This is a genomic window from Pseudomonas sp. MWU13-3659 (assembly GCF_023757525.1).
In the GTDB taxonomy this organism is placed as follows: Bacteria; Pseudomonadota; Gammaproteobacteria; order Pseudomonadales; family Pseudomonadaceae; genus Aquipseudomonas; species Aquipseudomonas entomophila_E.
Genome location: NZ_JAMSHW010000030.1, coordinates 1 through 20,984 on the forward strand (window position 1 = coordinate 1; position 20,984 = coordinate 20,984).

The 20,984-nt window shown below is 62.2% G+C and carries 19 protein-coding genes; 6 read left to right on the forward strand and 13 right to left on the reverse strand.

The genetic code is table 11. The annotated features are described in order from the left end of the window. Window positions 1-182: 182 nt before the first annotated feature. From NGM28_RS24150 to exaC, 11 genes are all read right to left on the reverse strand, one after another. Window positions 183-1,526 (reverse strand): ATP-dependent nuclease, encoded by a 1,344-nt coding sequence (locus NGM28_RS24150; RefSeq protein WP_252091818.1) that lies wholly within the window; start codon window positions 1,524-1,526, stop codon window positions 183-185. Then, a complete protein-coding gene (locus NGM28_RS24155) occupies window positions 1,526-2,482 on the reverse strand; it encodes a reverse transcriptase domain-containing protein (RefSeq protein ID WP_252091820.1) in 957 nt (318 codons plus the stop codon). The genes NGM28_RS24150 and NGM28_RS24155 overlap by 1 nt, the downstream gene beginning before the upstream one ends. Before the next feature lie 932 nt (window positions 2,483-3,414). Next, window positions 3,415-4,113, reverse strand: a complete 699-nt coding sequence (locus tag NGM28_RS24160; protein ID WP_252091822.1) for a LexA family transcriptional regulator — start codon at window positions 4,111-4,113, stop codon at window positions 3,415-3,417. A 160-nt stretch (window positions 4,114-4,273) separates the two neighbouring features. Next, entirely contained in the window at window positions 4,274-4,801 is a 528-nt protein-coding gene (gene ppa, locus NGM28_RS24165; RefSeq protein ID WP_003255365.1) for an inorganic diphosphatase, read from the reverse strand. A 93-nt stretch (window positions 4,802-4,894) separates the two neighbouring features. Beyond that, the gene (locus NGM28_RS24170; RefSeq protein WP_252091824.1) at window positions 4,895-5,710 is read right to left on the reverse strand and encodes a M90 family metallopeptidase; all 816 of its coding nucleotides are present in this window, start codon (window positions 5,708-5,710) and stop codon (window positions 4,895-4,897) included. A gap of 7 nt (window positions 5,711-5,717) precedes the next feature. Continuing rightward, window positions 5,718-6,365 carry a DedA family protein gene (locus NGM28_RS24175; protein WP_011532001.1) on the reverse strand — a complete coding sequence of 216 codons (648 nt, stop codon included), beginning with the start codon at window positions 6,363-6,365 and terminating at the stop codon, window positions 5,718-5,720. Between the two features lie 260 nt (window positions 6,366-6,625). Next, complete coding sequence (locus tag NGM28_RS24180) at window positions 6,626-7,084, reverse strand: GNAT family N-acetyltransferase (RefSeq protein ID WP_011532002.1); 459 nt, start codon at window positions 7,082-7,084, stop codon at window positions 6,626-6,628. Window positions 7,085-7,192: 108 nt separating this feature from the next. After that, window positions 7,193-8,011, reverse strand: coding sequence for an ethanolamine ammonia-lyase subunit EutC (gene eutC, locus NGM28_RS24185; protein WP_240066584.1), 819 nt, complete (start codon window positions 8,009-8,011; stop codon window positions 7,193-7,195). Between the two features lie 8 nt (window positions 8,012-8,019). Beyond that, a complete protein-coding gene (locus NGM28_RS24190; RefSeq protein ID WP_252091826.1) occupies window positions 8,020-9,414 on the reverse strand; it encodes an ethanolamine ammonia-lyase subunit EutB in 1,395 nt (464 codons plus the stop codon). Window positions 9,415-9,463: 49 nt separating this feature from the next. Further along, window positions 9,464-10,912, reverse strand: a complete 1,449-nt coding sequence (eat, locus tag NGM28_RS24195) for an ethanolamine permease (RefSeq protein WP_252091828.1) — start codon at window positions 10,910-10,912, stop codon at window positions 9,464-9,466. A gap of 179 nt (window positions 10,913-11,091) precedes the next feature. Next, entirely contained in the window at window positions 11,092-12,612 is a 1,521-nt protein-coding gene (gene exaC / locus NGM28_RS24200) for an acetaldehyde dehydrogenase ExaC (RefSeq protein ID WP_240066581.1), read from the reverse strand. Between the two features lie 266 nt (window positions 12,613-12,878). On the opposite strand from exaC, the gene NGM28_RS24205 reads away from it, so the two are divergent. From NGM28_RS24205 to NGM28_RS24225, 5 genes are all read left to right on the forward strand, one after another. Further along, complete coding sequence (locus NGM28_RS24205) at window positions 12,879-14,855, forward strand: sigma-54-dependent Fis family transcriptional regulator (RefSeq protein WP_252091830.1); 1,977 nt, start codon at window positions 12,879-12,881, stop codon at window positions 14,853-14,855. Window positions 14,856-14,921: 66 nt separating this feature from the next. Further along, window positions 14,922-16,271 (forward strand): UDP-N-acetylmuramate:L-alanyl-gamma-D-glutamyl-meso-diaminopimelate ligase, encoded by a 1,350-nt coding sequence (mpl, locus tag NGM28_RS24210; protein ID WP_240066579.1) that lies wholly within the window; start codon window positions 14,922-14,924, stop codon window positions 16,269-16,271. After that, window positions 16,268-16,897 carry a flavin prenyltransferase UbiX gene (ubiX, locus tag NGM28_RS24215; RefSeq protein ID WP_240066578.1) on the forward strand — a complete coding sequence of 210 codons (630 nt, stop codon included), beginning with the start codon at window positions 16,268-16,270 and terminating at the stop codon, window positions 16,895-16,897. Before mpl ends, ubiX begins: the two co-directional genes overlap by 4 nt. Further along, a complete protein-coding gene (locus NGM28_RS24220; protein ID WP_252091833.1) occupies window positions 16,894-17,181 on the forward strand; it encodes a YceK/YidQ family lipoprotein in 288 nt (95 codons plus the stop codon). Before ubiX ends, NGM28_RS24220 begins: the two co-directional genes overlap by 4 nt. A gap of 87 nt (window positions 17,182-17,268) precedes the next feature. Then, a complete protein-coding gene (locus NGM28_RS24225; protein WP_252091835.1) occupies window positions 17,269-18,933 on the forward strand; it encodes a ShlB/FhaC/HecB family hemolysin secretion/activation protein in 1,665 nt (554 codons plus the stop codon). Between the two features lie 168 nt (window positions 18,934-19,101). Here NGM28_RS24225 and NGM28_RS24230 read toward each other — a convergent pair whose 3' ends face one another. Continuing rightward, window positions 19,102-19,509 (reverse strand): response regulator, encoded by a 408-nt coding sequence (locus tag NGM28_RS24230; RefSeq protein ID WP_240066575.1) that lies wholly within the window; start codon window positions 19,507-19,509, stop codon window positions 19,102-19,104. A 41-nt stretch (window positions 19,510-19,550) separates the two neighbouring features. Continuing rightward, window positions 19,551-19,733: a Flp family type IVb pilin gene (locus NGM28_RS24235; protein ID WP_240066574.1), complete on the reverse strand. Its 183-nt coding sequence runs from the start codon at window positions 19,731-19,733 to the stop codon at window positions 19,551-19,553. Window positions 19,734-20,020: 287 nt separating this feature from the next. Between NGM28_RS24235 and cpaB the strand changes: the two genes are divergently transcribed. Beyond that, window positions 20,021-20,968: a Flp pilus assembly protein CpaB gene (gene cpaB / locus NGM28_RS24240; protein ID WP_240066573.1), complete on the forward strand. Its 948-nt coding sequence runs from the start codon at window positions 20,021-20,023 to the stop codon at window positions 20,966-20,968. Window positions 20,969-20,984: the final 16 nt, after the last annotated feature.

Consider the following 20,984-nt stretch of genomic DNA (forward strand, 5'->3'; position numbering starts at 1 on the left):
CCATAGTTTGCGATTAAGCACAGCCTCAAGGGTTCGCTACGCCACTATCCTCGCCCGTTCCTGCTCGCTGTGCTGCGCGGGCTGCGGCCTCCGGTAGTGCCCTTGACCCTCAGAAATATGTGCTGGTGGAGAATCAAGGGCGGGCTTCATTCGCCTTGGCGCGAAACTTTGCTAGTATTATATTAGATAGGCATATTCAAAAAATCTTGAAGCACCTTGCAAATTTCTTTTGTCTTGTCAGGGTACTTTTCATTTAAATAATAATACAGGTTTTGGTAGGAGATTCCGAACTCTCTCTTTATCGCCTTGATAAACTTCTTGTCAAGTTTGTCTCCCCGCAGTTGCTCAGCTAGAGGAGCTGGCAAGGTGAAGAGACCGTTTTGGTAGTCTTCAAAAATCTTTTTTTCGATACTTAAAAATGGAATGCAGTATGTTTGGTTCTTTCTGCCGTTACGAGTGCCTTCATAATCCCCATCAAGGATAGCAAGGACGTTATTTTCAGGGCCAAAAAAGCCTTCGCCTATATTTTTCTGTCGCAGTTGAGCCACATTGTCCCCGCCGCCAACAGGAATAATTTGATAGGTGTAAAAGCTTGGGATTTTTTGGGTGGTGATCAGGAATTTGAAAAAACCTTCTAGCGCAGGATCTTCGGTGAGGATGTAGCGATCCCATCCAGAAAAGCCAAACAGTACAGATTTTACGTAATTGTACGAAACTGGCTTGGTTGTTATCGCATCTTCCTCGCAACTCATATAGTGAAGCTCGCCATCTTCCATGGTTCGCATTATTGCCATTGAGTGCGTAGTAAATACGATGCTTACGTTTTCTGCTTTGCAGAAGTCCCTGAGCCATTTAATCAAACGGCTTTGAGCAGCAGCGTCCAAAGATATGTCAATTTCGTCGATAACTATTAGTTTGGAGCTGCCTTTTATTTTTCTATAGAGTGATATTAAAAAGAACTCGCCGGAGCTCAGGTGATCTTCTCTTACATATCTATCATCTTTTAAGGGCATTATATAAAAAGATGTCTTACCTACCCGGACTTCTTTTAGCTCTGCGAACTTATTGTTTCCATAAACGCCTGCCAGTAACTGTATGAGCTCTTCGGGAATATGATATTCCTCAAGCATTACAGCGGTTCTTATCTCGTTATCGGCAGAGCTGATGCTTTGGAATGTATTGAATCTTTGTCCCCATGGTATGGGTAGTTCAACCTCAATCTGTTTCTTTAATTCTTGAGGGAACACATCTTTGCTGTTTAGGTCTTCAAGCTCATGGTCGTACTCAAAGTTATACGTGGCCCCATTGCACATATAGCTTATTTTGCTTCCAGGCTTGATGGCACCAGCCTGCGCCATTTTCGAGAATGTATCGGAAATTTTGAGATTTCTGATCGATTTAATAAGAGTAGTTTTGCCTACACCATTTTTGCCAACAATGCAGGTTAAGCCATTTTCATTAATGTTGAGATCAACGCGAAGCTTGGATATGTGCTGGATATTGCTAACTTCGATGGATAGTTGCATCACGAAGCCACCGAGATATGTATTATTTTATCGACTGTTGCTGTCCCGTACTTTTTCCGCAACTTGTCTAGAAAGCTAGGGTCTACAGTGTTTATGTAATTCAATTGTCCCGAGAATTTTTTTAGAGCCTTATCCAAGTCTGCTTCTTTGAAGAAAGATTGAAACATTTTCTTGTCTTTTAGAAGTAGATGCATTGCTGTTTCTGTTCGTTTCTTTAACTTGCCATCAACAGATACTTTGCCGTTTGGTAAGATTGCAATACCTAGAATTCTTATTTTTTCGCCTGGGCGAATTATTTTTGTCTTTTGCGGATTTAGTTTGATGGAGTTATTGAGTTCTTCATTTAGAAGCTCAGTTACCTTGGAACTCAACGAGTTCATCCAGGTATCGTCGGTGCCGGACACGATTATGTCGTCAGCATACCTAGTGTAGATTAGTGAGTGCTCGTTGCACCAAGCTAATAACCGTTTGTCAAAACTCAGTAAGCACGCATTGCTTATCGCTGGCGAAGTTGGATAGCCTGGCGGGAGCGCGCCTTCAATTGTTACCAAGTCTAATATTCTTTCTATCCAAGCCTCGATGTCAGCGATGGGGCACTGATCAATGGCGGATAAGATAGTTTTCTTTATGATTTCTTTGGTTATATTTCCAAAGAAATTTTCTATATCAGACTGAAAGAAGAATTTGTTGTCAGCATGCTTTTCGACAGCATTAACAACGTTAACTCCTTTTCGATATGAGTAGACGACATCTTTTTCAACGGGGAGGCGATCAAACAGTACGCGACTAAGAAAGCTCAAGTAATGTTTTAGTGTTTTGCCAGGGCTGAATACAGCTCTTCCTTCAAATTCTATCCTGGAGTACGCCTGGCTAACATTCAGACTTGCAAACTCCGAGAAATCCAAATTTCCTCGAAATGTTGCAAAAAACAATTGGTCTAAAGGTCTTTTGTTCATCGCTCAATTGCTCAATTCGTCAGCTTAAATCAGCAACAGTTCGTTTCTGAAATTCGTGTCAAACGATTATGATAGTCGATTCCAAGTGGATTATCGACATGTTTGAAATTTCACGGGCAGGCGCTTTAAGCAGTTGTTGATCGCATTAGCAATGCTGGGGCTGAAACGCTAAATTAATCGTGGTGACCGCTTTGCCTTTTGCAGTGGCAAGGCATGATCTAGGCTAGAGTCCGGAGTGTTTTGCGTTTTACTGAGGGGACAAACGGAAGGAAGAAGAGGGAAAAGCTACGGAGAATCTAATTTTTTCTCCTTACTATCTGTGTAGGCATATGCTGTTTTCAGCATAAACCTACACAAACGTAAGACGGAGACTAGACACCTGTAGAGGCCAGCATTCCAAACCGACTGGAGATACTCCTAGTCACTGGCATGAGCTGATCATAAGCGATGCCTCACGTACACGCAAGGCTGGAGGGTACGAGCTCAGCTGCTAATCCTCATGACCGTCGCGAGCCTTCCGCCCCTTCAGGGGCAGAAGAAAGCACGAGTGGGACGGTTTGAGCGTGGCCCTGGGCTGAAGCTAAGGCCCCGCACCCAACCTAGAAAAAAATTAAACTCTCTTCCCAAAGCAGCCGTGTGGGTCTAGGTGTGGGTCAGATCCGAAGGCGAGGGCTGACCACCTATATTTTCGGGGGGGAGAAGAAATAAAAAGCCGGCTTGTGGCCGGCTTCTCGGGGACGGTCTTGGCTCATTTTTGATGGGCCGCGATCGCCTTAAACGGTTGGCAACATGGCCTGAAAAAGATGGCGGACGGCTGTGTGAGGCGTCGCCAGGCCCTCTGGAATGCGGCTTGCACCATCAGGGGGCGTGATGTGCGGCGTAGCATACTAGGGCTCGGGGTCCGTGCCCAGCAAAAAATGGTGCGAGGTGTTTCAGGTTGGGCGCGTCGGGCGCAGGCACGACCACCAGAACACCCAGCCAAGGATCTCCAGGCGTTGGGCCCGGCGCTGGTATGCGGTGTAGCGCTCGGTCGGGTGGTTGAGGCGGTCGTGGCTGTGCAGGCACAGGGTGCCATGGCGACCGAGGGTGAGCTGGTGTACGCGCAGCTTGCCTTTGTGCAGCAGTGCGTAGCACTCACCTTCTACGACCCGCGTGAAGCTGCGGTCGACGGCCAGCAGTGCGCCTTGTGGCAGGTAGGGCGCCATGTTGTTCGCTGGCATGCCAATACAGAACGCGTGTTGCGTGGCTACGCGGACGCAGTCAAGGGCCTCCCGGGGGATAGGTTGGTGCAGGCCCGGCGCGGCCTCCAGGCCTTCGTCACGCACGTGGTAATAGGGCAGTGGGACGCTTTCGGTGGCGAGGGCCAGCAACGGTGCAGGCGGTGCCACGCGGAGCGTGGCCGGGCGGGGTGGGGTAAAGGGGCCCGGGTGTTTCGGGCCTTCGCCATTACGTAGCCAGCCGGGGTGTACACAGAACAACCCGGCGATTTCCTCGACGCGCGCCTGGGGCACGCCGCGCTTGAGCCAGTTGTTGACATGCTGGGGGGTGACCTTGCGTTGGGCGGCAAAGTCCGAAGGGGTCAGGTTGCACTCCTGCAGGAGGGCTTTGAGGCGGTCACCGGAAGTGTTCATGCGGGCGAGTCTATCGCCCTGATAAACATGTGGAAATGAACCTGATGTCGAAGGTGGCTGTAGGGTAAATCGCAATTTGCAGGAGATTGCCTAGGATGCTGTAGGGCGATTCCTGCGCCCACAAAAAAGCCCTGCCGAAGCAGGGCTTTCTCTGTCAGCTTCAGCCTTTGTAGGCAGCCACCGACTTGGTGATCGCGGCACGGGCGGCGTCGGCGCCTTCCCAGCCTTCGATCTTGACCCACTTGCCCTTCTCGAGATCCTTGTAGTTCGCGAAGAAGTGCTCGATCTGCTGGATCAGCAGGGCCGGCAGGTCGGTGTATTCCTTCACGTCGACGTACAGCTGGCTCAGCTTGTCGTGAGGCACGGCGATGACCTTGGCGTCGCCGCCGCCGTCGTCGGTCATGTTCAGCACGCCGACCGGACGGGCGCGGATCACCGAGCCTGGCGCTACCGGGTACGGGGTGACGACCAGCACGTCCAGCGGATCACCGTCGTCGGCCAGGGTGTTGGGGATGAAACCGTAGTTGGCCGGGTAGAACATCGGGGTGGCCATGAAGCGGTCGACGAACAGGGTGTCGCTGTCCTTGTCGATTTCGTACTTGATCGGCGCGTGGTTGGCCGGGATCTCGATGGCGACGTAGATGTCGTTCGGCAGGTCTTTGCCAGCCGGAATCTTGCTGTAGCTCATTGGGCAATGCCCCCGTGTTTGTTCAAAAAAGTGGCGGCGATTATAGGCACATTCCCACAGTGGGTGCCACGCCCCGCCTGATGTGCGGGGCGATCAGGCGTGATGCTCACGGTAATCCGGATGTTCGGCCTGCAACCGGGTAAGCCGGGCCAGTGGGTCCTGGCGGTAGAACAGTGCCAACTGCTGGTAGACCGCCGGGAAAGCCTGGTGCAGCACGTCGGGGGCGCTGAAGAAGTACTCGCTGGTGACGGCGAAGAACTCGGCCGGGTTTTCTGCGGCGTAGGGGTCGATGGCGGTTTCCGTGTCCGGGTCCGCGTCGAGCTGACGGTTCATGCTGTCGTAGGCCTGCTGCATGGCCTGTGCCCAGGCTTCCACGTGCATGCCGTTGTGCAGCGGAGGCAGGCCATTGGCGTCGCCATTGAGCATGTCGAGCTTGTGCGCCAGCTCATGGATGACCAGGTTGTAGGCCTCCCAACCCCCACTGGCAAGCACCCCGGGCCAGGCCAGGATCACCGGCCCCTGCTGCCAGGCCTCGCCACTGTGCTCGGCGTCCCACACATGTTCCACGCCACTGGCGTCGCGATGGCGCTGGGGGCTGAGGAAGTCGTCGGGGTAGAGGATGATCTCGTGGAAACCCTGGTACCAGTTCAGCTCGCCCAGGTGCAGCAGCGGCAGTTGGGCCTGGGCGGCGAGGAACAGGCGCTGCTCGTCGTCCAGTTCCACACCGGGCAGGGTGGTCAGGTGTTTGTCGTGCAGGAACAGCACGCAGGCCTCGCGCAGCCAGCGGTCTTCCGTGTCGCTGATACCGTCGAGCAGCGGCAGGCGATCGCGGATCACCTGCCATAGCTGATTGTCGACCGGGTAGCGGGCCAGGGTGCGCCGGCGGCGCCAGGCGCTGAACGACCACATGGTGCGATCAGTGGGCCTTGGCTGCGCGGCTGAAGCGGCCGCGCAGCAGGCCGAGGATCATCGGCACCAGCGACAGGACGATGATGCCGACCACCATCAGCGACAGGTGCTGCTTGATGAACGGCACGTTGCCGAAGAAGTAGCCCAGCGTCACCAGGCCGCCGACCCACAGCAGCGAACCGGCCACGCTGAAGGCCAGGAAGCGCGGGTAGTGCATGTGGGCGATGCCGGCGACGAACGGCGCGAAGGTGCGCAGGATGGGCAGGAAGCGCGCCAGGGTGACGGTCTTGCCGCCGTGGCGTGCGTAGAACTCGTGGGTGCGTTGCAGGTAGTCCTGGCGGAAGATCTTCGACCGGGGGTTGCGGAACAGGCGTTCGCCTGCGGTGCGCCCGATCACGTAGTTGGTGCTGTCGCCCAGTATGGCCGCCGCCATCAGCAGGCCGGCCAGCAGCACTGGGTCCATGCCGCCGCCCGCGGCCACGGCGCCGGCGATGAACAGCAGCGAGTCGCCGGGCAGGAAGGGCATCACCACCAGGCCGGTTTCGCAGAAGATCACGGTGAAGAGGATGGCGTAGATCCATGGACCGTAGTTGGTGACCAGCAGGTCGAGGTAGGCATCGAGATGCAGGATGAGGTCCAGCGGGTTGAAGTCCATGTACAGCACCTGTGTTCTTGACCCGCTTCTACGGGCGCGCGATGACGGAAAGCGTTCTGGGCGTGGTGGATTTACCTGTGGAAGGTAACTTTTCACACATGACAGGAAGGGGATTATACGGCGAAGTCGCGGTTATGCCCGGAGAGTTTGTAGCGGGGGGTTACCGTGTAGGAGCGGCTTCAGCCGCGATGCAGGCAGCGCGATCTTGGCGGGTGATCGCGGCTGAAGCCGCTCCTACGAGGCCGAGAGGTGCCAGGGCATCAGTCCTGGCTGATCGGCAGGATGTAGTTGTCGAACTCGGTGTCCTTGCGAAAGCCCATGGATTCGTAGGTCTTCCTCGCTACCTCGTTGTCGCTGCTGGTGGCCACGCGCATGCGCACGGCGTTGGTCTCTTTGGCCATTTTCTTGGCTTCGCGCATCAGGTGGTCGGCCACCAGCATGCGCCGCGAGTCTTCGGCCACGTAAATGTCGTTGAGGATCCACACGCGCTTGAGCGACAGCGACGAATAGCTCGGATAGAGCTGGCAGAAGCCCAGCAGACGGTCGTCGGCGTCATCCGGCAGGGCCAGGTAGATGATCGACTCGCTGCGCATGAGGCGCTTTTGCAGGAACTTGCGCGAGCTGTCCGGGTAAGGCAGCTGCCCATAGAACTCACGGTACTTCACGAACAGCGGAGTGAGCAGGTCGAGGTGCTCGAGGGTTGCCTTGATAATGCGCATGTGCGGGCCTCTGAGTCCATGTGGGGGTACGGCGGATTGCCAGCTGCGTCAGTACGCATGCTGCCTAATGCAGGGTAGAAGCGCAATCCGCCTTCCATGACATGTTTCTTACCCTTCTCCGAGTAGGAAATTTCCGCTTTTGGTGCCGGTGTTATCGCTATCGATGCTATGGACCTCCGCTTCGTCCTTGAGGTTCACCCCGGAAAGCTGTCGCCGGCAGGCTTCGCGCATCAAGTACAGCAGGCGATGGGCGGCCATGCCATAGCTCAGGCCTTCCAGGCGCACGTTGGAGATGCAGTTGCGGTAGGCGTCGGTGAGGCCGACCTTGGGCGCGTAGGTGAAGTACAGCCCGAGGCTGTCGGGCGAGCTCAGGCCTGGGCGTTCGCCGATCAGCATCACGGTCATGCGCGCGCCCAGCAGTTCGCCCACTTCGTCGGCCACCGCCACGCGGCCCTGTTCCACCAGTACTACCGGGGCGCTGGTCCAGCCGTCGGCGGCGGCCTGTTCCTCGAAGCGGTTCAGGAAGGGGAGCGTGTGGCGGTGCACGGCCAGGGCGGAGAGCCCGTCGGCGACGACGATCGCCAGGTCCACCCCGCCCGGGTTGGCCTGGGCATGCTCGCGCAGGCGCTGGGCGGAGTCTTCGTGCAGGCGCCGGCCCAGGTCGGGCCGTTGCAGGTACTGGTGGCGGTCGCTGGCGGCGCTGTGCAGCAGCAGGCTGTCGCGGCCCCGGTCTTTGAGTTGCTGGCGCAGGCCCGCGTGGTCGAAGGGCAGGTGCACGGCGTCGCGGGCCTGGGCGTGGGCGTACTGGAAGTCCAGTTGGGCGCCGGTGGGCAGGCTGATGCCGGTGCGCCCGAGGGCGATGCGCGCGGGGGTGAGGTTGCGCAGCGCCAGCCAGGGGTTGTCCGGGGTGGGAGTATGTCGATCCATGGTCACCTCTAGGCCAGGTGCGCCAGTGCATGGCGGAAAGCCGGTGGCAGGTTGTCGCCGAAGCGCACGCGGCCATCGGCCTGGGTGAAGATGCCAGTACGCTCCAGCCAGGCCTCGAATTCCGGTCCGGGCTTCAGGCCCAGGGTCTGGCGGGCGTAGAGCGCATCGTGGAACGAGGTGGTCTGGTAGTTGAGCATGATGTCGTCGGAGCCGGGGATGCCCATGATGAAGTTGATCCCGGCCACGCCCAGCAGGGTCAGCAGGGTGTCCATGTCGTCCTGGTCGGCTTCGGCGTGGTTGGTGTAGCAGATGTCGCAGCCCATCGGTACGCCCAGCAGCTTGCCGCAGAAGTGGTCTTCGAGGCCGGCGCGGATGATCTGCTTGCCGTTGTACAGGTATTCCGGGCCAATGAAGCCGACCACGGTGTTGACCAGGAATGGCTTGAAGTGGCGGGCCACGGCGTAGGCGCGGGTTTCGCAGGTCTGCTGGTCGACGCCATGGTGGGCGTTGGCCGACAGGGCGCTGCCCTGGCCGGTCTCGAAGTACATCAGGTTCTGCCCCACCGTGCCGCGCTTGAGCGACAGGCCGGCCTCGTAGCCTTCCTGCAATACATTGAGGTTGATGCCGAAGCTGGCGTTGGCCGCCTCGGTGCCGGCGATGGACTGGAACACCAGGTCCAGCGGCACGCCGCGGTTGATCGCCTCGATCGAGGTGGTGACGTGGGTGAGCACGCAGGCTTGGGTGGGAATGTCGTAGCGCTGGATGATGGCGTCGAGCATTTCCAGCAGGGCGCAGATCGAGGCAATGCTGTCGGTGGCCGGGTTGATGCCGATCATGGCGTCGCCGTTGCCGTAGAGCAGGCCGTCGAGGATGCTGGCGGCGATGCCGGCCGGTTCGTCGGTGGGGTGGTTGGGTTGCAGGCGGGTCGACAGCCGGCCGCGCAGGCCCATGGTGCCGCGGAACTTCGTGACCACGCGGATCTTCTGCGCCACCAGCACCAGGTCCTGCACGCGCATGATCTTCGACACCGCCGCGGCCATTTCCGGCGTCAGGCCCGGTGCCAGGGCCCGCAGGCTGTGTTCGTCGGCTTGCTCGCCCAGCAGCCAGTCGCGCAGGCCGCCGACGGTCAGGTGGCTGACCGGGGCGAAGGCCTGCTTGTCGTGGGTGTCGATGATCAGCCGGGTGACTTCGTCCTGCTCGTAGGGGATCAGCGCTTCGTTGAGGAAGTGCGTCAGCGGGATATCGGCCAGGGCCATCTGCGCTGCGACCCGCTCACCATCGTTGCTGGCGGCGACGCCCGCCAGGTAGTCGCCCGAGCGTGCCGGGCTGGCCTTGGCCATTACCTCTTTGAGGCTGTCGAAACGGTAGATCTGGTGACCGACCGTGTGCACGAAACTTGCCATACAGAATCTCCAGGGCGCCGCAGGGCTGGCCTGCGGCGTGGGTCGGCGCTCAGTGCAGGGCCTCTTCGGCCTGCTGGATCGCGGCGAATTCCTCTTCGGGCGTGCCGGCCACCAGGTGATGGCGGCTGTAGAAAGCAAAGTAGGCAATCAATACGGCATAGATCAAGGCGGCGCCGATCACCACTCGCGGGTCGACCAGGAAGCCGGCGACCACGGCGATGCAGGCCAGCACCAGGGCCACGCCCGAGGTGAAGATGCCACCTGGGGTGCGGTACGGGCGTTCCATCTTCGGCCGGCGGATGCGCAGGGTGATGTGCGCGGCCATCATCAGCACGTAGGACAGTGTGGCGCCGAATACCGCCACCAGGATCAGCAGGTCGCCCTGGCCGGTCAGCGACAGGGCGAAGCCGATGATTCCAGGGATCACCAGGGCCAGGACCGGTGCCTTGCTCTTGTTGGTTTCCGACAGTTTGCGTGGCAGGTAGCCGGCACGGGAAAGGGCGAAGATCTGCCGTGAATAGGCGTAGATGATCGAGAAGAAGCTGGCGATCAGGCCGGCCAGGCCGACCAGGTTGACGAAGCCGCCCATCCAGGTGGAGCCGCCGTAGGCTTTGGACAGCGCTTCGACCAGTGGGTTGCCGGAAGCCTTGAGCGCGTCGGCACCGGCACCGCCAGGGCCAACCACCAGGATCAGCAGGGCGAAGGCGAGCAGCACCAGCATGGCGCCGATCAGGCCGCGGGGCAGGTCGCGCTTGGGGTTCTTGGTTTCTTCGGCGGCCAGTGGCACGCCCTCGACGGCGAGGAAGAACCAGATCGCGTAGGGGATCGCCGCCCACACGCCGACATAGCCGAACGGCAGGAAGCTGCTTGCACCAACCGCGTCGGTCTTGGCGATGTCGAACAGGTTGGCTGCATCGAAATGGGGCACCATGCCGATCAGGAACACCGCCAGGGCAATGGCGGCGATGGCCGTGATGATGAACATCAGCTTCAGCGCCTCGCCCACCCCGAAGATGTGGATGCCGATGAACACGATGTAGAACGCCAGGTAGATCATCCAGCCGCCGATGCCGAACAGCGACTGGCAGTAGGCGCCGATGAACACGGCGATGGCCGCGGGGGCGATGGCGTACTCGATGAGGATCGCCGTGCCGGTGAGGAAGCCGCCCCAGGGGCCGAAGGCGCTGCGAGCGAAGCCGTAGCCGCCGCCGGCGGTGGGGATCATCGACGACAGCTCTGCCAGGGAGAAGCACATGCACAGGTACATGGTGGCCATCAGCAGGGTGGCGAGGAACATGCCGCCCCAGCCGCCCTGGGCCAGGCCGAAGTTCCAGCCGGCGTAGTCGCCGGAGATCACGTAGGCCACGCCCAGGCCGACCAGCAGGACCCAGCCGGCGGCGCCTTTCTTCAGTTCACGTTGCTGGAAATAGTCCGAGCCGACTTTTTCGAAGTCGACGGAAGAACTCGCCGGCGCGCTGCCGGAGTGATCGCTTGGCATAGGGTTCACCTGTTGTTTTTCTTGGACTGCCGGAGGGACTGCCGGCGTTTGGTGATTTTTTATTGCAGGAAGCGAGCCATTGGGCTGCAAGCCGCAAGCTCCAAGCCTCAAGAGGTCGCGGATCGCTTTGCCGTCCGCTTTTACTTGCCGCTTGAGGCTTGCAGCTTGCAGCTGATTGCTTAGAAGAAGCCCAGCGGGTTGATGTCGTAGCTCACCAGCAGGTTCTTGGTCTGCTGGTAGTGGTCGAGCATCATCTTGTGGGTTTCACGGCCGACACCGGACTTTTTGTAGCCACCGAACGCGGCATGGGCCGGGTACAGGTGGTAGCAGTTGGTCCACACGCGACCGGCCTTGATGCCACGGCCCATGCGGTAGGCGCGGTTGATGTCGCGGGTCCACACACCGGCGCCGAGGCCGAACTCGGTGTCGTTGGCGATGGCCAGGGCCTCGGCTTCGTCCTTGAAGGTGGTGACGCTGACCACCGGGCCGAAGATTTCTTCCTGGAACACGCGCATGCGGTTGTTGCCCTTGAGCAGGGTCGGCTGGATGTAGTAACCGCTGGCCAGCGAGCCTTCCAGTTTTTCCACCTTGCCGCCGGTGAGCAGCTCGGCGCCTTCTTCCTGGGCAATCTTGAGGTAGGACTGGATCTTTTCGAACTGCTGCTGCGAGGCCTGGGCACCGACCATGGTGTCGGTGTCCAGCGGGTCGCCGCGCTTGATCTGCAGCACCTTCTTCATCACCACTTCCATGAACTGCGGGTAGATCGACTCCTGCACCAGCGCACGCGACGGGCAGGTGCACACCTCGCCCTGGTTGAAGAACGCCAGCACCATGCCTTCGGCGGCCTTGTCGATGAACGCAGGCTCGGCCTGCATGATGTCCTCGAAGTAGACGTTGGGCGATTTGCCGCCCAATTCGACGGTGGACGGGATGATGTTCTCGGCGGCGCATTTCATGATGTGCGAGCCGACCGGAGTGGAGCCGGTGAAGGCGATCTTGGCGATGCGCTTGCTGGTGGCCAGGGCCTCGCCGGCCTCGCGACCGTAGCCTTGCACCACGTTGAGCACGCCCTTGGGCAGCAGGTCGCCGATCAGTTCCAGCAGCACGGTGATGCCCAGCGGGGTCTGCTCGGCGGGTTTGAGCACCACGCAGTTGCCGGCGGCCAGGGCTGGGGCGAGCTTCCAGGCGGCCATCAGCAGCGGGAAGTTCCACGGGATGATCTGGCCAACCACGCCCAGCGGTTCGTGGATGTGGTAGGCCACGGTGTTTTCGTTGATCTCGGCGGCGCCGCCTTCCTGGGCGCGGATGCAGCCGGCGAAGTAGCGGAAGTGATCGACCGCCAGCGGGATGTCGGCGTTGAGGGTTTCGCGGATCGGCTTGCCGTTGTCCCAGGTTTCGGTGATGGCCAGCACTTCGAGGTGCTGCTCGATGCGGTCGGCGATGCGCAGCAGCACGTTGGAGCGGTCCTGCACCGAGGTGCGGCCCCAGGCGTCGGCGGCGGCATGGGCGGCGTCGAGGGCCTTGTCGATGTCTTCGGCGGTGGAGCGGGGGAACTCGGCGATCGGCTGGCCGTTCACCGGCGAGGTGTTGGTGAAGTACTCACCCTTTACCGGAGGAACGAACTCACCACCGATGTAGTTGCCGTAGCGGCTCTTGAAGGAAACCTTCGCGCCCTCGGTACCGGGATGTGCGTAACGCATGGTGTGTCTCCTGGTCGTTGTGATTGTTGCGGAGTTACCAAGCGTAGAGCAAAGGTCGGGCCAGTGCCGTGGGGCCTTTGCAAATCAATGACTTGGGTCAGTGTCCGGGCTGCTGTGGCGATGCCTTGTGCCAGGCGTGGCACGGGGTGGGTGACACTTTGTGCCGTTTCTGGCACGCCTATGACTCAGTGGTCAGCGCGGCATTGCAAAGCGTTCGCGCCTGGAGGATGCTGGCGGGACGATCGATCTGCGGAGAACAACAACACATGCAGAGCAATTCGTTCAGCCGCCATGCCCAGCAGGTGCTCACCATCGCCCGCGGGCAGGCCAGCGGGCCGGGCAGCGACCCGTCCATCGCCCGTTCCTGGCTACGTTGCCTGGAGGATTACCACCTCGACCCCGCACGCGCCCAGGCGCCCGTCGTGCTCGAGCACGGCCGCCTGCTGGAGAGCCGCGAGCGCCTGCAGCAGGTGCTGCAGATCGCCGACAACGAGATGAACAGCCTGCACCAGCAACTGTCCGGCGCCGGTCACGCGGTGCTGCTCACCGATGCCCGTGGCGTCATTCTCAATTGCGTCACCACGCCCAGCGAGCGGCGCATCTTCGAGCGCGCCGGGCTGTGGCTGGGCGCCGATTGGAGCGAGGCCCGCGAGGGCACCAACGGCATCGGCACCTGCCTGGTCGAGCGGCAGGCCTTGACCATCCACCAGGACGAACACTTCCGTGGCCGGCACACCGGCCTGACCTGTTCGGCCAGCCCGGTGTTCGACCCCCATGGTGAATTGCTGGCGGTGCTCGACGTGTCGTCGGCGCGGCCGGACGTGTCGCGGCAGAGCCAGTTCCACACCATGGCCCTGGTCAACCTCTCGGCGAAGATGATCGAAAGCTGCTATTTCCTGCGCCACTTCGAACAGCAATGGCTGCTGCGCTTCCACCTGCAAGCCGAGTCGGTCGGCCTGTTCAGTGAAGGCCTGCTGGCGTTCGATGGCGATGGGCGGATCTGCGCGGCCAACCAGAGCGCGCTGAACCTGTTGGGCACCATCCGTGGCGGCGTGCTGGGCAAACCGCTGGACACCTTCTTTGCGTGCAGCCACGACGAGCTGTTCAGCCGCGCTACGCCACAAGGCAGTACAGCCTGGCCGCTGCATACCCGTGATGGTCGGCAGGTGTTCGCCAGCCTGCGTGGCCAGGCGCGCACGCCGGTCTGGTCGGTGCCGGTGGCGTTGCCCAAGGCCAGCGAGCCCGGCATCTGCCTGCTCGACCCGGCCTTGCAGAACGATTTTCGCCGCGCCGTGCGTGTTTTCGAGCGCGACGTGCCGTTACTGCTGCGCGGTGAGACCGGTTGCGGGAAGGAGGCCTTCGCCCAGGCTGTGCACCAGGCCAGCGCCCGCCGGCACAAGCCGTTCGTGGCGATCAACTGCGCCTCGATACCGGAAAGCCTGATCGAGAGTGAGCTGTTCGGCTATCGCGGTGGCAGTTTCACCGGTGCACGCAAGGAAGGCATGCGCGGCAAGCTGTTGCAGGCCGACGGCGGCACCTTGTTGCTGGACGAGATCGGCGATATGCCGCTGGCCTTGCAGACCCGCTTGCTGCGGGTGCTTGAAGAGCGCCAGGTGGTACCGATCGGCGGCGAGCCACAGGCGGTGGATGTACGGATCATCAGCGCCACTCACCGCGATCTGCTGGAACGGGTGGAGCAGGGCGGTTTCCGCGAAGACCTCTATTACCGCCTCAATGGCCTGGAGGTGGCGTTGCCGGCGCTGCGCGAGCGTAGCGACAAGGTGCAGTTGCTCGACTTCCTGCTGACGCAGGAGGCCGAGGGCCAGGCCATTGGCCTCGAGCCCGCCGCCCGCCAGGCGCTGCTGGACTTCACCTGGCCGGGTAACGTGCGGCAGATGCGCAATGTGCTGCGGACCTTGGTCGCGTTGTGCGAAGGTCCGCATATCGATTTTTCGGATCTCCCCGCCATCGTCCAAAATGGCGCGCCCTCTGTAGGAGCGGCCTTGCGCCGCGAAAGGGCCGCAGAGCGGCCCCAGGATTCCAGCAGCGCTGCTGAATCTGCCGGGCCTGCTGCGCAGCCCATTCGCGACACAAGGCCGCTCCTGCACGCCGAGCGCGATGCATTGCTCGCCGTACTGGAGGCAAACCGCTGGCACCTGACCCACGTCGCCGAGCACCTGGGCATCAGCCGCAACACCCTCTATCGAAAACTGCGCAAACACGGCATCGCCCGGGCCGGCTGAGCGAAACAGCGGGTGCGATTTCCCTCGCCGTGGGCTACCCTGCCTCGACGTTTTGCGAGGTCGATCATGCACATTCACATTCTCGGTATTTGCGGCACTTTCATGGGTTCGCTGGCCGTGCTGGCCAAGGACCTTGGCCACCGCGTCACCGGCTCCGACGCCAATGTCTATCCCCCGATGAGCACGCAGCTCGAAGCCCAGGGCATCGAGCTCACCCAAGGCTACGATCCGGCCCAGCTGGAGCCGGCACCCGACCTGGTGGTGATCGGCAACGCCATGTCGCGGGGCAACCCGGCGGTGGAGTACGTGCTGAACAAGGGCCTGCCCTATGTGTCCGGCCCGCAGTGGCTGGCCGACCATGTGCTGCAGGGGCGCTGGGTGCTGGCCGTGGCCGGTACCCACGGCAAGACCACCACCAGCAGCATGCTGGCCTGGGTCCTGGAGCATGCCGGCATGAGCCCGGGCTTCCTGATCGGCGGCGTACCGCAGAACTTCTCGGTGTCGGCGCGCCTGGGCGGCACGCCGTTCTTCGTGGTCGAGGCCGACGAATATGACAGCGCCTTCTTCGACAAGCGCTCAAAGTTCGTGCACTACCACCCGCGCACCGCGATCCTCAACAACCTCGAGTTCGATCACGCGGACATCTTCCCGGACCTGGCGTCCATCGAGCGGCAGTTCCACCACCTGGTGCGGACCATCCCGAGCGAAGGCCTGGTGATCCACCCGACCACCGAGCAGGCGCTGGAGCGGGTGATCGGCATGGGCTGCTGGACCCCGGTGCAGACCACCGGTGTTGGTGGCCAGTGGCAGGCTCGCCTGCTCAGCGCCGACGGCTCACGCTTCGAGGTGCTGTTCGAGGGCGAGGCGCAAGGCGTGGTGGATTGGGCCCTGACTGGCCAGCACAACGTCGCCAACGCCCTGGCCACCCTGGCCGCCGCCCGCCATGTGGGGGTGGCGCCGGCCATGGGTATCGAGGGCCTGAGCGCGTTCAAGAGCGTCAAGCGGCGTATGGAAAAGGTCGCCGAAGTTCAAGGCGTGACCATCTACGATGACTTCGCCCATCACCCGACCGCCATCGCCACTACCCTCGACGGCCTGCGCAAGCGCGTCGGCGAGGCGCCGGTGATCGCGGTGATCGAGCCGCGCTCCAATTCCATGAAGCTGGGCGCCCACCGCGACGGCCTGCCGGAAAGTGTCAACGACGCCGATCAGGTGATCTGGTACGCACCGCCCAACCTGGGCTGGGACCTGGCCGGCACCGCCGCCCAGTGCAAGGTCCCCAGCGTGGTGGCCGACAGCCTCGAGGCGATCATCGACCGGGTCAAGGGCCAGGCCCGCCCGGGCACCCACGTGGTGATCATGAGCAACGGCGGCTTCGGCGGCCTGCACGGCAAGCTGGCCGAGGCCCTCAAGTGAGCGGGCCGGAGCGCATCACCCTGGCCATGACCGGGGCGTCGGGGGCGCAGTATGGCCTGCGCCTGCTCGACTGCCTGGTGCGTGAGGACCGCGAGGTGCACTTCCTCGTCTCCAAGGCCGCGCAACTGGTGATGGCCACCGAGACCGACGTGGTGCTGCCGGCCAAACCCCAGGCGATGCAGGCTTTCCTCACCGAATACACCGGGGCTGCCGATGGGCAGATCCGCGTGTACGGCAAGGAGGACTGGATGTCGCCGGTAGCCTCGGGCTCCGGCGCGCCGGCGGCGATGGTGGTGGTGCCATGCTCCACCGGCACGTTGTCGGCCATCGCCACCGGTGCCTGCAACAACCTGATCGAGCGCGCCGCCGACGTGACGTTGAAGGAGCGTCGTCAGCTGATCCTGGTACCGCGCGAGGCGCCATTTTCGACCATCCACCTGGAAAACATGCTCAAGCTGTCGCAGATGGGCGCGGTGATCCTGCCGGCGGCGCCGGGCTTCTACCACCAGCCGCAAACCATCGACGACCTGGTCGACTTCGTCGTTGCGCGCATCCTCAACCTGCTGAACATTCCCCAGGACATGCTGCCGCGCTGGGGCGAGCACCACCACGGGGTCGACGATTGAGGCGGGCGCTGCTGGGGTTGCTGGTGCTGATGCAATTGGCGGGCTGCGCCACGGTGCGCACCCTGGACGCCAACAAGCCCGGGGCACCGGTGGTGTACGCCGGCACGCGGCTGGACCTGTACGTGATGAACGGCGGCTGTTGCCCCGAAGACCGCTTCGGGGCCCTGGCGCCGGCCTACCCGGGGCTGGACCTGCCGGGCAGCGCGTTGCTGGACACCTTGTTGCTGCCCTTGTCCTTGCTGACGGCGGCGGGGGTGGGCTTCAACGCCACGGGCGGGCTTTGACCCTTCGGGGGGCTGCACCTACGCTGATCCTCAAGCGCGCCGCTTGCCTGTACGGGGCGGTGGCCTTCTGGATCACGGAGTGTCCGCATGCGCCTGATGCTGTTGACGATGCTGGCGTTGTCCTGGGGGGCCAGCGTTCGCGCCGAGCCCCTGCCCAGTTACCTCGATGGCAATGAAACCGAAAACCGCCTGCCCACGGCGAACCTGTCGGTGGATGCCTACCGTCCGGGGCTGCCCTTCGTGCAGGTAGTGGCGCCCGCCCCCCTTCGCCAGCAACCCTTGGCGATGAACGCCCGGGTACAAGTGCGCAAGGTGCGTTTCGAGGGCGGTACCGTCTATGCGTTGAGCGAATTGCGCGATCACTACCAGCCCGTCATCGGCCAGTCACTCAGCCTGGCCGAGCTGAGCGAGCTCACCCAACGTCTCACCCGGCGTTATCAGCAGGACGGCTACCTGCTTTCCTACGCCTATCTGCCTCCACAGGACTTCGCCGACGGCCGAGTGCAAGTGGTCCTGGTCGAGGGCCATGTCCACGACTACCGGATCGAGGGTGAGATCGGTCCAGCGCGTGCCTACCTGGTCAGGCTGCTGGAACGCCTGAAGGCGGAGCGCCCGCTGACCCGGCAGACCCTCGACCGCTATGTCAGTCTGATGGGGCATATACCCGGTGTGACCTTGCAGGCCAGGGTCGAAGCCGCTGCCATCGACGATGGCGCCGCCCGGCTGGTCGTCCAGGTAGCGCGCAGGCCCTTTGGCGGCAACGTCATCGTGAACGATGGCAGCCGCGCTGACCCGCAGGCTTTGGTCAGTGTCGCCAGCAACGCCCAGACCCGCCATGCCGAGCAGGTGCGCGCCAGTGTGCTGGTGCCTCCCGGCGACGACGAGGTGCATTACGCCCGTCTCGACTACAGCCAGTTCATCGATGACCAAGGGTTGCAACTGCAACTCTCGGCTTCGCGTTACCGCAGCGAGCCACGCACGCGCGTGCGGCTGGACGATGGCTCCGACCTGACTCAGCACCGTGACAGCGACCGCTATGCAATCGGTCTTGGCCAGCCGCTGATCGCTGCGCCAGGCGAGTGGCTGGAGGTGGTGGGGCGCTTCTATGTGGTCAAGGACCGGGTCGACTATCAGGGGGCGGCGCAGCAAGCGGACACCGCCACCGATGTTCGAGCGTTGTCCTTCGAAGGCGACTGGCGCAAGGTCGAGGGCGGTCGCTTGCGGATGCTCAGTGCAGGGGTCTACCAGGGGATGGACTACCTCGGGGCGCGCAGCAATGCCGACTATGACCTGGACTTCCTGCGCCTGCGGCTGTCCGGCCTGCAGAGCGACGATTTCACCGAGCACTGGCAGGGCGTGGCGTCAGCCGCCATTTACTGGAGCGGCGACAACCTGCCCGACAGCGAGCGGGTGCTGTTCGGGGGCCAGGGCTTCGGTCGGGGTTACCCCCGCGATCAGGCGAGCGGCGACAAGGGATGGGGGGTGGCCTACGAGGTCAACTACAGCTTCAGGCTCGGCGGCGAGTGGTTGAAGGTGGTGCAGCCCTACGTCGCGGTCGACGCCGCCAGGACCTGGTTCAACGAAGTGGACGTGCGCGAGGCGAAACTGGCGTCCGCCGCGTTGGGGCTGCGCGTGGGGGATGGGCGCGATTTCAGCATCGCCGTGGAGCTGGCCAAGCCACTGGCGGATATCGCCCTGGACAGCCTCGATCGGCGGCCCAGGGTTACGCTGAGTCTCAGTTGCCCGCTATGAGGGGGCCGCAATGGTCCTCGATCCCTGTAGGAGCGGCCTTGTGCCGCGAAAGGGTTGCGTAGCAACCCCCGGATTTCGGCCCTGAGCAAGACCGCCGGGGCCGCTTTGCGGCCCATTCGCGGCACAAGGCCGCTCCTACAGGGGCATGGGTAGGTCCTGAACACCTCGCTAGTTCACCGCCTGCAACAGCGGCTTGGGAAACAGGTTCTCCAGGGTTTCCAGCAAGCGTGCGTGGTAGATGGGCTTGCGGAACAGGTCGAGCACCTGCAGGCGCAGCAGGTCGCTGACGTCGTCCATGTCGGCGTGCCCGGACATCACGATCACCGGCAGGTGCTGGCGGGCGGTGTGGTCGCGCAGGCGCTGGATCAGGCCAATGCCGCTCTCCTCCGGCATGCGCAGGTCGGTGATGACCAGCGCCATGTCCGGGTGGCGGGTCAGCTGTTGCAGGGCGGCCCGCACGGAACTGGCGGTGTGGCAGGCGAAACCTTCGTTTTCCAGTAACTCGGCCAGTTCCAGCAGGGCCTGCTCGTCGTCGTCCACCAAGAGAATCTGCTGACGCAATGCAGAGGTCGGCATGCTCGGCTCCCGGGCTGTCGGTCAGACGTCCTGGCCTGCGATCACTGGGTGATGGCGGTCTTGATGCTGGTCATGATGGCGCTGACTTCGGTGCCGATGGGCGTGACGAAGCCCGCCAGCACCACCGCGACCATGGCGGCGATCACCGCGTATTCGATACCGGAGGCGCCATCCTTGCGCTGGAGGAAGTTTTTGCAATGAAGGAGGATCAGTTGCAGCAGCATGGCATGTCTCCTTGCGCTCGTGTGGCGCCGGTCGAGGGGCTTGAGAAGTGACACCCCTTTGCCATCACAGAATCGTCAAGCCATGGCCGGCTGCAAATGTAAGAAGGCATTAATCCGAAAGTATTGATCGTAATCGGCGAGGCTAAGCTTCTGTTTTGCCTGTGCGTCAATTTCATGGCTCGAAAAACGCTAACCAGTTAATGGCGAATCGGCAGGGCTCGGCTACCGTGCAATAGCGAAATAGTTACTTTTTGCCAGCATCGATCACGGGCGCAGGGAGGGCGGGAATGAGCAGTCGCTTGACCATGATCCTGGCTGGCCTGTTCCTCCTCGCGGCATTGCTGGCGGGCTACTGGGGGCTGCGTTTGAGCCGCCCACCCGAGCCGCCTGCACCGTTGGTGCCCGCCGCCGACGCCCTGCCGGCGCCGATTCCCGCCTCTGTCCCCGCGCAACCGCCCGAACCGCCACGCTCGCCGATCGTGGTGCTGCGCAAGGCGGTGCCAGCCAACGTGCCGCTGACCGAGGATGATGTGCTGGTCGAGCGCCTGCAGGTCGTGCCTGCTGGCGCGTTCCAGCAGCTCGACCAGGTGCTCGGGCGCAGCAGCTCGCGGCCGTTGGCGGCCGGCAGTTGGCTCGATGAGTCGAGCTTCCAGGCCGGTGGCCCGTTGGCGCGGATGATCCGCGCCAACGAACGTGCCGTCGCGGTGGCCGTGGATGACGTGAGTGGCGCCGCCGGGCAGTTACGGCCAGGGGATTTCGTCGATGTGCTGTTGTTCCTGCGCGAGGAAAACAACAACCCGCAGTCCTCGGCGCAGGTGGTGTTGCCGGCCCTGCGCGTGCTCAGTGTCGACCAGCAGACGGGCCTGGCCAACGATGGCCGCCCGGCACAGACCGCCGAAGAACAGAAGGCCCGCCGTGATCAACAGGCCCTGAACAGCAATGCTACCCGCACCGTCGGGCTGGCCGTGCCCGAGGCCCTGGCCAGCCGCCTGATGCTCGCCGCCCAGGCCGGCACCTTGCGCCTGGCCGTGCGCAGCGCCGACGAGCAGTTGCTGGCGCGCTACTGGTCCGGCGAAGACGCCAGCCCTCAGCTGGCCGCCGCCAACCGCGACCTCTACCGCTTCAGCCAGCTGTCCCAGGTGCCGCTGGCCAACCCGGCCGCCGCCGCTGGCGCCCCCGGCATGCAGATCATTCGTGGCGCCCAGGCGGCCAACGATTCGAACAAGACCCCCTGACCAGGCAAGGATGCAG